This window comes from Turicibacter bilis (assembly GCF_024499055.1).
GTDB lineage: Bacteria > Bacillota_I > Bacilli_A > MOL361 > Turicibacteraceae > Turicibacter > Turicibacter bilis.
Map to the genome: position 1 here is coordinate 644,206 of NZ_CP071249.1, position 15,205 is coordinate 659,410.

Below are 15,205 nucleotides of genomic sequence, written 5' to 3' on the forward strand. Positions count from 1 at the left end.
TGTATCCACAAGAGCATGAACTAAAATTTTCAAAAACATGAATTTTATAGATCGTTTCATCATAACTGTCATTAAAAAATATGAACTGAATAACTCTCCTAAAGGCTCTTAGATAAATAACGATGTAAGAATTCTTTTGTACGCTCTTGCGTTGGATTTATGAAGATTTGCTCAGGTGTGCCTTCTTCAGCAATAACCCCTTTATCCATAAAGACCACACGATCACTAACCTCTTTTGCAAACCCCATTTCATGTGTTACCACAATCATCGTTAATCCTTCATCCGCTAACTGTTTCATGACATCTAAGATACCACCAACCATCTCTGGATCGAGTGCACTAGTTGGTTCATCAAACAATAACACTTCTGGATCCATACAAAGGGCTCGCGCAATGGCAACACGTTGCTTTTGTCCTCCTGATAGTTGTGTACTACTACAGTTTGCAAATTGCTCCATTCCCACTTTTTTTAAATAAAACATCGCTTTTTCTTTCGCTTCTTCTTTACTTCGTTTTAAAATTTTAGTTTGACCAATCATACAATTTTCCAAAACCGTCTTGTTTTGAAATAAATTAAAGCTTTGAAATACCATTCCCACTTTTGTTCGATGATGATTAATATTAATATTTCCCTTTAAAATATCTTTTCCATGATATAAAATTTCTCCACTATCTGGATTCTCTAATAAATTAATACAACGTAAAAGGGTTGATTTCCCGCTTCCACTTGATCCAATAATTGTAATAACTTCTCCTTTTTTTACATGAAACTCAATGTTATTTAAAACTTCTAAATTCCCAAAATGTTTTTTCAAACGATGGATTTCAATAATATGATTCGCTTCCACTATGATCCTCCTTAGTCAAGCGTATTAGGTACAGTTTGTGACGCTGGAAAAGATGTTTTAGGCAGATTCATTCTTTTCTCAATAAATCGCAAAATTTGCGCCGTAATCGTTGTCAACACTAAATAAATCAAACAAGTAATAAAAAATGTTTCTGAATATAACATCGCACTACCAGCTACTGATCGTGATTGAAAGAAAACTTCAATCACCCCAATGACATTTAGCATCGAACTATCTTTGATATTAACGATAAATTCATTTCCGATAGATGGGAATGAATTTTTGATGGCCTGTGGTAAAATAATGTATCTCATGGTTTGCGAGCTCGTCATTCCAATACTACGTGCAGCTTCAATTTGCCCCTTATCAATGGATTGAATCCCAGAACGAATAATCTCCGCCATATAAGCACCCGTATTCACAGAAATAATTACAATCCCTGCTGTCATCGCATCCCACCCAAGGACAGGTCTTAAGGCATAATATAAAAACATTGCTTGCACCATCATCGGCGTTCCTCTAAAGAACCACACATACAACCCCACAATCCAATGTAATACTTTTTTTATAGCCTTAACTCCCATCGAATCACGAGGTTCGATGGCAATGGCACGAATCCCTCCTAAAACAAGACCAATAACTAATCCAAATATTGTTCCCAATAAGGCTAATAATAATGTAATTTTAATCCCATACCAAAATAAATTAAAATTATTTGTAAATAAATCAAAAGCTTTCTCAAAAAAATCAACTTGAAACATCATAAACACCCTCTTACTCTCCTGTTGGCGCTGTTTCGCGTGCAGCATTCATCCATTCCTGACGTGTCGCTTCAGAAATTTGATCTAAAGCAGCTTGTACGTTATTAAAGAAATCTGATCCGCGGCTTCCTTCTTTTAACCCAATTGATACAGATGTATCTACATCAAATCCTTCCCCATCAGCAAAATGAATAATTGTTAAACTTGGATTCGCTTGGACAACTCCTTCGGCAACTGGTAATTCAGCTGTGATTCCATCAGACTCTCCTGCTAATAATGTTTGAACTAATTCAGGATAGCTTGAACGTGGCGTTAAATGATTAACATCTTTGATTTGATCAATGATTTCATCATAATTTGTATTCATTTGTCCGATGACATTAGCTCCACTAAAGTCATTAATTGAAGTGGCATCCACATAGTTTCCATCTTTTTTAACTATCATGACCATTTCAGATTCAAAGTATGGTGTTGTAAAGTCAATTCCTTGTTCACGCTCTTCATTCGCTGTCATCCCTGCAATAATGGCATGAATTTCCCCTGATTGAAGTGCTGGCTGTAATCCATCCCAATCTAATTTTTTAACGACTAATTCTTTCCCCAGCGTATCTGCAATTTGTGAGGCCACTCGTATATCATAACCATCACATAATCCCGCTCCACCAATTGAAACAGCTGTTTCCGTTTCCTTATCTGTTTGCCAGTTAAATGGAGCATAATTACACTCCATTCCTACAATAAATTGATCCTCTGAATTTGTTCCGTTTGCTCCACACCCAACTAACAACGAACCTAATGCTAAAACTCCAATAAATTTTTTCATATCAATTTTTCTCCCCTTTTGATTTTCTTCAACAAAAAAAGTCGTGCTATTAAACACGACTTACCTTTTTAAAGTCCGCTTGATTAATAGCTCCTCTTCATTTCTGAAGGAGTGTTACAGGTATTCCCTGCAACCCCAAGCTAGGCATCTGCCAATGCTAGCTTTCGGCGATGATTACCTTTCTTATCTTTCACTGTCTGCCGACTCCAAATAATACTCTGATGCACCGCTACCTCTATACGATTTTTCTTGTCTAAACTTAATGTACCATTTTTTAACATGAACCTCAAGTATTTATAGGAAATTTTTGGATTATTTTATAAAGTAACTTAATACTCTGGTACGAAAAAAGACATAGGGTACCCTATGTCTTTAATTATTATTTTAACTCAACCACAGTTGCTCCTGTACCACCTTCACCAGCACCACCGAATCTAAATGAAGCAACATGTTTGTTTTTCTTTAAATATTTATGAACCCCTTGGCGAAGAGCTCCCGTTCCATGACCATGAATGATTGTCACGGTTTGATATCCTGCTAACAGGACTTCATCCATATATTTATCTAAACGTAACATCGCATCCTCATAGCGTTCCCCACGTAAGTCTAGTTGAATCCCAACGTTTGTGTTACGTTTATGAATCATTTTACCTTTGCCTGAATCTTTTTTCTTCACTGATTGACGTAAATATTCTAAATCTTCTTCTTTAATGTTTACTTTCATCATTCCAAGTTGAACCATCCAGTCACCATTTTTTGTTTTCTCAATGAGTTCTCCTTGACGATTTAATGAAAGTACCATGACTTCATCTCCTGCTTTTAGTGGGGCCTTATTACGTGCTTTACGTTTAAACTGCTCTGCTTGTTTGGCTTCTGATTTTTTAAGCGACGTTAGTTTTTCTGTTAGTTCATGATCTTTAATACTTAAGTCAGCCATTTTCTTTGCTTGACGTAAATCCGCTACAATTTGTTCTGCTTCTTCTTTTGCCTGACGAATATTTTCAAAAGCTTCTTTTTTAATGTCTTCTAAGACACGCTCTCGTTCAGCTTCAAACTTTGCAATCTTACGTTCATAATCAAGACGCATCGCTTCTACTTCTTGATTTTGTTTTTGTAATAATTGAATTTCATGATCTAACTCTAAACCACGATCTTCTAATTTCGTAATTAAATCAGTCATTTCCGTACGTTCTGTTTCAACATACGCACGAGCTGTTGTTAAAATCGCTTCTTTTAACCCTAAACGTTTTGAAATTTCAAACGCGTTTGAACGACCTGGTACCCCAACTAATAAACGATAGGTTGGCGATAATGTTTCAATATTAAACTCCACTGACGCATTAATGACATCATCATTTTCATAGGCATATGCTTTCAACTCCGGATAATGGGAAGTGGCAATGGTTCTTGCACCACGAACCTTCACGTAATCTAAAATAGAAATGGCTAAAGAAGCTCCTTCTTTTGGATCGGTCCCTGCCCCTAACTCATCAAATAAAATTAAGCTATTCACCGTTAAACGTTCCATGATTCGAACAATATTTGTCATATGTGATGAGAAAGTTGATAAACTTTGTTCAATGCTTTGCTCATCACCAATATCAGCAAATACATGATCAAAGATTGCTAATTGTGATGTTTCATGAGCCGGAATTAAAAGTCCAGCTTGTGCCATTAAAGTTAATAAACCAACCGTTTTTAAAGTAACAGTTTTTCCTCCTGTATTTGGACCTGTAATGACAATCGTTGTATATTCATCTCCTAATTCAATATCATTAGGAACAACGACTTTTTGATCAATGAGTGGATGGCGTGCCGCAACTAAACGGATGATTCCTTTTGTATTCATTTTTGGACGTGTTCCATTAATCAAACGTGCATATTTTCCTTTGGCAAACATGAAGTCGATTTCACCTAACACCTCTACGTTGACAGCCAACGCGTCAACGAATTTTTTCACTTCTTCCGTTAAAGCGCGTAAAATACGTTCAATTTCACGGCGCTCTTCCACGTGATACTCTTGTAATTTATTATTTAAATCAACAACTTCTTTTGGTTCAATAAAATAAGTATTTCCTGATGAGGATTGATCATGAACGGTTCCGCCAAATGTATTTTTAGCTTCGGCACGAACAGGTACAACATAACGTTCATTTCGGATGGTAACAATCCCATTTGTTAATTTATTACGACGTTCTGAGACAACGTGATTTAATTTTTCTTTAATACGTGCTTCCGTACTTTGAATCGAACGACGAATACTTCTTAATTCAGATGAAGCACTATCTAAGATGTACCCAGTTTCATCAATACAATCATTAATTGCTGTCTGTAAACTATTTAATGAGACTAAACTATTCACTTGAGACGAGAAAATTGGCGCGTCTACTTTAATTTCATTTAAACGTTCTGAAAAAGTTTTTAATTGTGAAACCGCGTATAATAAACGGCTAATCCCTAATAATTCTTGGGCACTTAACATTGCAGAAATTTTAGCTCGTTTAATGGCTTCTGTAATGTCTGTGACCCCACCTAATGGGGCTTCACCCAATGCTAAAATAATTTTTAACGCTTCATCCGACTGATTTAACGAATACTCCACTTGTTTCTCATCAATGGATGGACTTAAATACTCCACTCGCTTTTGTCCGAGTGAACAAGCACATAATGAATCTACCGTTTGTTTAATTTTATTAAATTCTAATATTTGAATGGCCTGTTTCATTAATCTCACTCCAACTGCCTAAAAAATGCAAAAATTTTATCTTTACTATTTTAACACAAAACACTCTAAAAACCTAGTATTCTTCTCAAGACACAAGACGTTCTATCATAAAACAAATGACTCTCAATAAATAGAGACAATTTCTTATATTTTTCACACTTCAACACTATTTCAAGATCAAGCCACGTCAAATTTTCATTCCGACCATAAAAGTATGAACCTATAAAAATCCAACCGTTATTCTCTCATTTATAATAGGAAATTTTTTTATTTTCTGTTAAAATCATAATATCATGAAGAAGGGTTGGTGACGAGATGGCTTCAACAATTACACTTACAGTCTCTCAACAAATGTTAGAAAAAATGTATCAACACTATACAAATCAAATTATTAAAGTCCCAAATCATACATTATTCCAGGCGAAAACGACGCATTGTACCATCACAGCTTATTTAAGTAAAAAGGTTGTCTTTCAAGGAAAAGCACCTGAGGTAGAGGCTCAAAAGTGGCAAACGCCCCCTCAAGCAGCGACTACTAAAGCTAAAACATCCAGCTCAAAACTTCCAGCGAATATCGCAAGTTTAAGTGCCATCGGTTGTGATGAAGTTGGAACCGGTGATTACTTTGGTCCACTTGTTGTTTGTTGTGCTTATGTCCCAGAAGAATTAATTTCTAAATTACAAGCGATGGGAATTAAAGATTCTAAAGCATTAAAAGATCCAGAAATTTGTCATCTGGCCGAACAAATCGAACCCCTTATTGCTCATCAAGTCCTCATTCTTCCAAATGAAAAATATAATACAATGATTGACAGAGGAATGAATGCTAACTCGATTAAAGCGTTCTTACATAATCAGGCGCTAATTAAATTAACAACCTCACTTCCTCACTATCCCTCATATTTGATTATGGATGAATTCGTGAACGAAAGAAAATATTTTGACTATTTAAAAGCATTACCCAAACAACCAACAATTATTAAAGAAAATCTCCATTTTATCCAAAAAGGAGAGTCAGTTCATGTTGCAGTCGCCGCTGCTTCAATTTTGGCTCGTGCATCATTTGTTAAATATATGAATATCATGAGTAAAAAGTTAAACTTTGATTTACCAAAAGGAGCTGGAAATCCAGTTGATGTAGCTGGACGTCGTTTTGTTCAACAATTTGGACCAGAAAAACTCAATGAATTAACTAAATGGCACTTTGCAAATACGAATAAAATCTTAAAATAAAAATATATAAATCCCAATCAGTTTTCCAAAACATAAAAACTTTTAACAAGACTATAGGATATCTTGGTATAAAATATATTTCTATTCCTATATAGACTAATCTAATTAAAAAGTACCTTATGATATAGACCAAGAAAAAAGCCTATACGATAAGGTACTTTTTGTTATACTACTTTTTAATTAGTACAGTCTTTTTATATTGTTGACAAAGGGCGGTAAATACGGGCACATATAAAAAGAGCTCACATCAAGTTGAGCTCTTTTAAAATTATTTTTTAAATAGTTCATTAAAATCTAACTGAAGAGTTTCTATAAATTGTTCAGCTTTTTCAAGTTGATCCGTTTGATAATAATAAGCAATCATAGCTCTATTATACAGCGTATAGTCTGTTTGTTTAGTAATTGCAGCACCACGATTAAATAATCCTACTAACAAGACAAGAATAGTGGCACCTGCTAATATCGTACGCGATAAGTAATATTTATGTTTGGGTAATCCGGTAATACTTGCAATTAAGAACCCTCCTAAAAAGCCTCCCAAATGTCCATAAAAATCAATATTAGGTTCTAAAAATATCCATATGACTGAGAATAATAAAATCGGTAGCACAAGAGTTCGAACAAAATGCATAAACATTTTACGACTTTCGATTCCAAGAAACAATAACGCTCCAAGCAAGCCATAGGCAACGGTTGAAGCTCCAATGGATAATCCATCAATAAAGGCATAGCTGCATAAATTTCCAAAAATCGCAGATCCAATGATGATAACTAACATTCGCCACCATCCAAATACATGCTCAATCATTCTTCCAAATTGATAAATAAAGACAAGATTAAACAATAAATGCATTAAATCTAAATGTAAAAAAGCCGGTGTTATTAAACGATAATACTGTCCTGCTAAAATGAGTGGATTATACTTAGCACCATAATCAATCGCAACAGCAGCAAACCATTCATTAATCGGTTTAAACTGTAAAAAAGCAAAAATAGCAATTAAACACACAATAAATCCGTATGTAATAAATGATTTATTTTGAAACATTAGCATTTTTTTTACCTTCATTGCTTTTTCTTTCGTGGCTTGTTGCATGAGAGGGATCAACTCAATCATTGAACGTTCTAACTGTGCTTCTTTTAAATGTGGGAATAACTGTTGTAATTCCACATCTTGTTTTAAATCACTCGGCTGATTAACATGAACAATCTTAAGATACTTACGATGAGACTCTAGAAAACGTGAACTATATTGGTCTAAATTAAGGATAATGACATTTAATCTTCCCATTAAGTATCGACGACGAACACGTGAACGAACAGCATCTACCTGATTAAAGAATTGAGTGGCTTGATGTTCATTAAAGAGATTACGTTGATTGATATAAATCAATTGAACAGTTGGATGAGATAAGTTTTCTAACCAAATATCTCGTTCATTACCTACATAAACGTAATTTTCCTCAACTATGAGATAATTAATAATATTCATGGCAAGCTCACTTTGAATATCAATTCGTATTTCTTTCATCACACCTTGATTGCTCATGTTTAAATCACCTATACCTATCCTAAATTTTCAAGACTCTCAAGTGCCTCCTCAAAATATGAAGGAAGTGGCGTTGAGAATTCTAAATACTCCCCGGTCTTTGGATGATCAAATCCTAAAATTGCTGCATGTAAAAATTGACCATGCTCCCCACCAATTGTTTTGCGTGGACCATATTGTGGATCACCCGCTAATGGATATCCAATGTATTTCATATGGACACGAATTTGATGTGTACGCCCTGTTTCAAGACGACATTCAATTAAGGTAAAATCTTTAAAACGTCTTAACACTTTAAAGTGAGTGACTGCATGTTTTCCCCCTTCAATAACTGTCATTTTCTTACGATCTTTTGGATCACGACCAATTGGTGCATCAATCGTTCCATTATCATGAGGAATAACACCATGTACAAGGGCAATATAACGACGAGTCACTGTTTTTTCCACTAATTGATTCACTAACGATTCATGAGCTAAATCATTTTTAGCTACCATTAATAATCCTGATGTATCTTTATCAATACGATGGACAATTCCAGGACGTAATACGCCATTAATTCCAGATAAATTTTTAGCTTGAGCCATTAAACCGTTAACTAATGTTCCACTCATGCTACCTGGTGCTGGATGTACGACCATTCCAGATGGTTTATTGACAACAATCACATAATCATCTTCATGAACAATGTCTAAATCCATTTCTTCAGGAACAACATCTAATGCTTCTGGTTCTGGAATAGTAATATCGATTTGATCGTTTAAACGACATTTATAATTTGCTTTTTCATTTTTTCCATTAATTAAAACTTGTTGATCTTTAATTAATTGTTGAATATATGAACGTGATAAATCGCTAAATAATTCACTTAACACTTTATCTAAACGCACACCTACTAATTCTTCTGGTACTAAGACTGTTTCTTGTTCCATAAACGCCCATCCTTTCACAAAGCAGAAAACTATTTAAGCATTTACTACTTATCTTGTTGCAATTTTATTTCTTTATGTCGATACACTGGTGTAGGAATAAATGAAGCTTTTAAATCTATGATTGTGAGTGACGTTTAATATCTAAAATGGCATCCACAGCCATTAAGAATACCCCAATACATAGGGCACTATCTGCAATATTAAAAATCGGGAAATCGTAACCAAAAATATACGTATTAATGAAGTCAACGACATGTTGATACATCACGCGGTCAATGAAGTTTCCTAATGCTCCACCTAAAATTAATGATAAGGCAATCACTAGCAACTTTTCTTTTTTTATATCTAATTTTCTAATCCATAAGATAACCAAACCAATGACCACTAATGTCACAACATAAAAGAAAATCATTTTCCCTTGTAAGATTCCCCATGCTGCACCTTCATTTCGGTGAGAGGTGATATATAAAAAGTTATCAATCACTGAAATAGATTGACCTAGGGTCATGTATTTCACAACTAAAAATTTAGTTAATTGATCGACGATAATCGTCACAGCGACAATCGCTAAAACAAGCCACATTTATCTCACTACTCCTTTAGTATTCGTTTTATTTTGACATTTTAACATTATAACAAACAATTCTATTTTTGTATATAATATTTCCCTATTGTGGAAAGCACTTCTTAATACTTTTTCATCTCTCCTTATTCTTTTGATAAAAAGAACATCAATACATAAGTCTATTTTACTATTTTTGGAATAAACAATCACCTCTTTCTGATTCTTAAAATGGGTTTGGTACACATTCTATTTAGATTTCAACTCTTATACAAACAAAGTATCTATCTACACCTTCCCCCCATCTTATTTTATAAGGATAATCATGATAAATATGAATTCACAGCTAAGCTGATACCATTCATTTGCTCTTTTCTATATCTTAATTATTAACTTTTTTTCAACTGTATGTTTTATCAATATCCTTCTTAAATAATGCAGTGAAGATTCATGATTCTATCATTGCACTTTAATCATTGAAACTGCTATCATACGGTGAAAAATTAAGTTTACCTTTTAATCGGTCATAAAAAGATGAGTAAAGCTCTAATTTCATTAGTCAATATCCCCTTTATTATGCCATTCTTTTTTAGATTAATTTCCATAACCTTTATTAATCGTACCTTATTCAATGACTAATAAAAAAATAGCCACTAGTTTTCTAGTGGCATCAAAATCATGCTTTTAAAAAATTATTTCATTTCTGTTTCAACAGTAATTTTAACTTCTTTCATTTGACGGTACTTCACTCCCGCTGCATCTAGCATTCGCTTTGAAGCAAGGGTGCTATCAGTATGCGCATACTTATCACTCATATAAATAATTTCCTCAATTCCAGATTGAATAATATATTTTGCGCATTCATGACACGGGAATAATGAGACATATAATCGGCATTTTTTTAAACGAGTTGTACTATTTAAAATTGCATTTTGTTCTGCGTGAACCACATAGGGATATTTAGTTTCTAGAAACTCACCTTCACGTTCCCATGGGAATTCAACATCTGAACATCCGTGTGGAAATCCATTGTAACCAATCCCAACAATGCGATTATCTTCATTAACAATACATGCACCTACTTGTGTTTGAGGATCTTTACTTCTCATGGCTGAAAGTAATGCTATTCCCATAAAGTATTCATCCCAACTTAAATAATTTTCACGCATATAATCCACTCCTATATTGCTCTTAATGATTCATCTTTAATTATAACTGATATTTAAAATATTTGCTTGAATTTCATGATTTTTCTGTAGCCCTGAAAGTTTTAGCGATTGAATTTGATAGGTTGAATCTTCATTTACTAACTTAAAGCTTCCATTTAATTTTTCAACCGCAATCTCACTCAGGTAGATATTATACCCACTAAAGTCGCCATTGACCGTTGAAGTAGATAACCCACGACCTGAGATATCTGATAATAAGAAATCACCCTTCACCGTTTCAGCAATAAATCGGTCAGCCTTGACACGTTCAACGTCTAAGCTTCCATTGACAGTCTGTAAACATAAAACATTACTAACATTACTATCGGTTACAAAAATCTCTCCATTTACTACCGAAAGGTTTGCTTGAGTAAATGCTGAGTGAGAAATGGTTACATCACCGTTTACTGTTGAGGCTGCTAAATCTATCCCTGATAACTCAATCATTACATCACCGTTGATTGTTTCTAAGTTCACATCTACTGATTCTGTCGGTACTTTAATGACTACTTGTGCTTTCTGATAATTATTCCACCCAAACAACCAAAATCTAACTTGTTTTTTCTCTTTGATTTGTAGTTCTCTTCCATCAAAATCAATTCGATAACGCTCAGGAACCTTCGTCTCAATCGCTACTTCTATGTGATCGCCATCTGTTTTTTGCACCGTAACATCTGCATTCACTAAATCTGCCTCAATATCTAACTGAATACCTTGCCAAAAATATTGACTTTCATAAATAGATTGACCATCTAAGCCGGTCTCATACGTTAAATTTGAAGTGAACTTCTTATTGAAATCTAATTGGAATTCATGATTTGTAAACTCCTCTACTTCTGTGATTATACGATTCAAACTATCTGGCAATTTCGTGACCTCATAAATCATCAAAGTGATTAAACTTCCAACAAAAAGAATCACCGCTAACACAATTGAATAGATTAAATACTTTTTCATGAAATCTCCCCCCTATGTATTTAAAATGACGGATGAAGTAGCGTCCAAGGACATATAGTCCATAGAAAAGTGTAATTTGGGTATTAACCAATAATATACTAATACTCAACAGCAAAAAAATAATGACCACGTAAAGTGAATCAATAAAAATGATACGGTAAAAGCTTCATTCCCCCCAACAATGAATCCTAAACCAGCTCAATCTACTGAAAAAGCTACTATTAAAAATATTGCACACAAGATGATAAAAAGAACTTGTTCTAAGGTCGGCTTCCCATTACTTCTCTTATTTTCTAATGCCTCATTCAATTGATTAGTAGCTGCATTAACTCCTTTTTTGACATGATCAATCACTTCTTCTTGATTAAAATTGAATTTTGACTCATATCCAAGTGCTTGCTTGGCTTCTTTAGCCACGTCTTTAGGTGAACTTAAACGTTGTAAAATTTGATCTTCCATAGTTCCTTCAGCTAATATCTAAGAAATTTGCTCTCGATAATTATCTAAAATATCTTCTCAATCATCTTCTAATAGCTACTTTAAGTCTTTCTTGAGTGCTTCTAGCCAGTTTTGTTTTTCAATCATTTTACAATTTATTCATTTTAATCCTAATAACGTTTTTCACTTTCCTTTATAGAACTAAGTTTTATATAAAGAGATTTGATATAAAAAAGACAATAACCTAAAGGTTATTGTCTAAAAATTACTATCCATTCACAACTTCTGAACAACGAGGACAAATTCCTTGTTCGTTCACATCAGTTACAACTAACCAGCAACGGTCACATGTGTGTCCTTCGGCTGCTTTAACGACAACAGCTAATCCATCGAATTTTAAGGCATTTTCAGGAGCTGCTCCTTCTTCAATCACTAACTCAGAAACGATGAAGATTTGTTTTAAGTCAGCTTGTAACGACTCAAGTAATTCTTTCGTTTGCGCATCTGGATATAAGTGTAATGAAGCAGTTAATGATTTACCGATAACTTTCTCATTACGAGCCTCTTCTAATGCTTTTAATACGTCATGACGAAGTGATAATAATTGATTCCATTTTACAGTCACTTCAGCCGCATTTGCATACTCTTTTACAGTCGGCATATCAGTTAAGTAAGCTGACACTTCTGTGCTTCCTGGGATATATGAATAAACTTCATCCGCTGTATGAGGAATAACTGGTGCTAATAAGCGAACCATATCTGATACATGGTGATATAATACTGTTTGAATAGAACGGCGAGCTTTACTATCTTCTGCATCGATATATAAAATATCTTTCGTGAAATCTAAGTAGAATGAACTTAAATCATTTGAGATATAGTTATTCACTGTTTTGAAGACATCATCGAAACGGTATTCTTCATAGGCAGCTTTTAATTCTGCTGTTAATTCATTTAAACGAACCATCATGAATTGATCAACTTCATTTAAGTCTTCATAAGCCATTAAATCTGTTTCTGGATTAAATCCATGTAAGTTTCCTAATAAGAAACGGAATGTATTACGCATTTTACGGTAGCTTTCAGATACTTGTTTAATTAAGTCTTCTGAAATACGAACGTCTGCTTGGTAATCAACTGAAGCCACCCATAAACGAACGATATCTGCTCCGTAAATGTTGATTAATTTTAATGGATCGATAACATTCCCGATTGATTTAGACATTTTACGTCCTTGTCCATCTAAAACGAATCCGTGACTTACGACTGTTTTATATGGTGCACGCCCTGTCATCGCAACTCCTGTTGATAATGAAGAGTTGAACCATCCACGATATTGATCAGATCCTTCTAAGTATAAATCTGCTGGGTATGGTAATCCACGTTCAACTAATACTCCGTGGTGAGATGACCCTGAATCGAACCATACATCCATGATATCCATTTCCTTACGGAATTTACCATTTGGACTACCTGGGTGAGTGAATCCCGCTGGTAATAATTCTTCAGCTTCTAATTCAAACCAAATATTTGATCCTTTTTCACGGAATAAGTCAGCCACATGATTGATTACTGCTTCATCTAAGATAGCTTCTCCATCTTCAGCATAGAAGACTGGAATTGGAACTCCCCAAACACGTTGACGAGAAATACACCAGTCCGCACGATCTTTAATCATGTTTCCTAAACGAACTTCTCCCCAAGCTGGTAGCCAGTTCACTTCTTTGATTTGTTCCATCATTTGATCTTTTAATGCTTCAATTGAAGCAAACCATTGCTCAGTCGCACGGAAGATGATTGGTTTTTTCGTACGCCAGTCATGTGGATATGAGTGAGTGATGAATTTTAATCCAAGTAATGCACCATTCTCTTCTAATTTTTGACCAACAGCTTTGTTAGCATCTTCGTAGTATAATCCTTCGAACTCTAACGCTTCTTTTGTCATATATCCACGATGATCAACTGGGCATAAGACTTCTAAGTTATATTTACGTCCAACATTGAAGTCGTCTTCCCCGTGTCCTGGGGCTGTATGAACTAAACCTGTTCCAGCTTCAAGTGTGACGTGATCTCCTAAAATTAATAATGATTCACGGTCAAAGATAGGGTGTTTAGCTGTCATATATTCAAAATCAGAACCTTTATGAGTTGCAACCACTTCATAGTTTTCCCATCCGAACTCTTCCGCTAATTGTTTCACTAACTCTTTAGCAACAATGAATTTACGATCGTTAACAGCAACTGTCGCATACTCTAAATCTGCGTTCACACAGATTCCTAAGTTTCCTGGAATTGTCCAAGGTGTCGTTGTCCAGATAACGAACTCTTCATCTCCTGATAAAATACCTTTTCCATCTTGTACTTTAAATGCCACATAAATTGATGGAGATTTTTTATCATGATATTCGATTTCTGCTTCAGCTAATGCTGTTTCAGAAGATGGTGACCAATAGATTGGTTTTAACCCTTTGTAGATTAAACCGTCTTTAACCATTTTACCGAAGACTTTGATTTGCTCAGCTTCAAATTCTTTTTGTAATGTGATATATGGATTTTCCCAATCACCTAATACCCCTAAACGTTTGAATTGCGCTTTTTGTCCTTCAACTTGTTCTAAAGCATATTGCTTACATAATTCACGGAATTCAGCAATTGTTTTTTCTTTACGATTAACTTTTTTATTATTTGTTAAAGCTTGCTCGATTGGAAGTCCGTGTGTATCCCAACCTGGAATATATGGAGAATAGAATCCATTCATATTTTTATAACGAACAACAAAGTCTTTTAAAATTTTGTTTAATGCATGTCCCATATGAATATTTCCATTAGCATATGGAGGTCCGTCATGTAAAACGAAAGGCGTTTTATCTTTATTTTTATCTAATACTCGTTGATAGACATTTTCGTCATACCACTTTTGCTCAATTTGTGGTTCACGATTTGGAAGGTTTCCACGCATTGGGAAATCTGTTTTAGGCATTAATAAGGTTTCTTTTAATTCCATCGTACGATCGCTCCTTTTTTATATTCCTCATATAGTTTGCGAAAATAAAAAGAACTTTTCATCACATAAGGACGAAAAGTTCCGTGGTACCACCTTAATTCGCAGTAGAAATCAAAAAGCTACTGCCTCAAACTATTTATCGCATAGTATACGTCATGCTTTTTA

The 15,205-nt window shown here is 34.4% G+C and carries 12 protein-coding genes and 1 riboswitch; of the genes, 1 reads left to right on the plus strand and 11 read right to left on the minus strand.

What is annotated here, in order from left to right:
• Window positions 1–98 precede the first annotated feature (98 nt).
• The 4 genes from J0J69_RS03035 to J0J69_RS03050 form a co-directional block, all read right to left on the minus strand.
• Window positions 99–848 (minus strand): amino acid ABC transporter ATP-binding protein, encoded by a 750-nt coding sequence (locus J0J69_RS03035; RefSeq protein WP_055277447.1) that lies wholly within the window; start codon window positions 846–848, stop codon window positions 99–101.
• An 11-nt stretch (window positions 849–859) separates the two neighbouring features.
• Window positions 860–1,612 carry an amino acid ABC transporter permease gene (locus J0J69_RS03040; protein WP_370456882.1) on the minus strand — a complete coding sequence of 251 codons (753 nt, stop codon included), beginning with the start codon at window positions 1,610–1,612 and terminating at the stop codon, window positions 860–862.
• Between the two features lie 10 nt (window positions 1,613–1,622).
• Window positions 1,623–2,432, minus strand: coding sequence for a transporter substrate-binding domain-containing protein (locus J0J69_RS03045; RefSeq protein ID WP_068758798.1), 810 nt, complete (start codon window positions 2,430–2,432; stop codon window positions 1,623–1,625).
• A 79-nt stretch (window positions 2,433–2,511) separates the two neighbouring features.
• A riboswitch (Lysine riboswitch) is annotated at window positions 2,512–2,678 on the minus strand.
• Window positions 2,679–2,811: 133 nt separating this feature from the next.
• Entirely contained in the window at window positions 2,812–5,157 is a 2,346-nt protein-coding gene (locus J0J69_RS03050; RefSeq protein ID WP_212725917.1) for an endonuclease MutS2, read from the minus strand.
• A 315-nt stretch (window positions 5,158–5,472) separates the two neighbouring features.
• On the opposite strand from J0J69_RS03050, the gene rnhC reads away from it, so the two are divergent.
• A complete protein-coding gene (gene rnhC, locus J0J69_RS03055; RefSeq protein ID WP_212725918.1) occupies window positions 5,473–6,390 on the plus strand; it encodes a ribonuclease HIII in 918 nt (305 codons plus the stop codon).
• Between the two features lie 268 nt (window positions 6,391–6,658).
• Here rnhC and J0J69_RS03060 read toward each other — a convergent pair whose 3' ends face one another.
• From J0J69_RS03060 to ileS, 7 genes are all read right to left on the minus strand, one after another.
• Window positions 6,659–7,939, minus strand: coding sequence for a rhomboid family intramembrane serine protease (locus J0J69_RS03060; protein WP_212725919.1), 1,281 nt, complete (start codon window positions 7,937–7,939; stop codon window positions 6,659–6,661).
• 17 nt (window positions 7,940–7,956) lie between these two features.
• Entirely contained in the window at window positions 7,957–8,871 is a 915-nt protein-coding gene (locus J0J69_RS03065; protein ID WP_055243170.1) for an RluA family pseudouridine synthase, read from the minus strand.
• Between the two features lie 115 nt (window positions 8,872–8,986).
• Window positions 8,987–9,454, minus strand: coding sequence for a signal peptidase II (gene lspA, locus J0J69_RS03070; RefSeq protein WP_055243171.1), 468 nt, complete (start codon window positions 9,452–9,454; stop codon window positions 8,987–8,989).
• Window positions 9,455–10,125: 671 nt separating this feature from the next.
• Window positions 10,126–10,602, minus strand: coding sequence for a deoxycytidylate deaminase (locus tag J0J69_RS03075; RefSeq protein ID WP_055243172.1), 477 nt, complete (start codon window positions 10,600–10,602; stop codon window positions 10,126–10,128).
• Window positions 10,603–10,638: 36 nt separating this feature from the next.
• Window positions 10,639–11,598: a DUF4097 family beta strand repeat-containing protein gene (locus J0J69_RS03080; RefSeq protein ID WP_212724454.1), complete on the minus strand. Its 960-nt coding sequence runs from the start codon at window positions 11,596–11,598 to the stop codon at window positions 10,639–10,641.
• A 198-nt stretch (window positions 11,599–11,796) separates the two neighbouring features.
• Window positions 11,797–12,057 (minus strand): hypothetical protein, encoded by a 261-nt coding sequence (locus J0J69_RS03085; protein ID WP_212725920.1) that lies wholly within the window; start codon window positions 12,055–12,057, stop codon window positions 11,797–11,799.
• A 247-nt stretch (window positions 12,058–12,304) separates the two neighbouring features.
• Complete coding sequence (ileS, locus tag J0J69_RS03090; RefSeq protein ID WP_055243174.1) at window positions 12,305–15,040, minus strand: isoleucine--tRNA ligase; 2,736 nt, start codon at window positions 15,038–15,040, stop codon at window positions 12,305–12,307.
• Window positions 15,041–15,205: the final 165 nt, after the last annotated feature.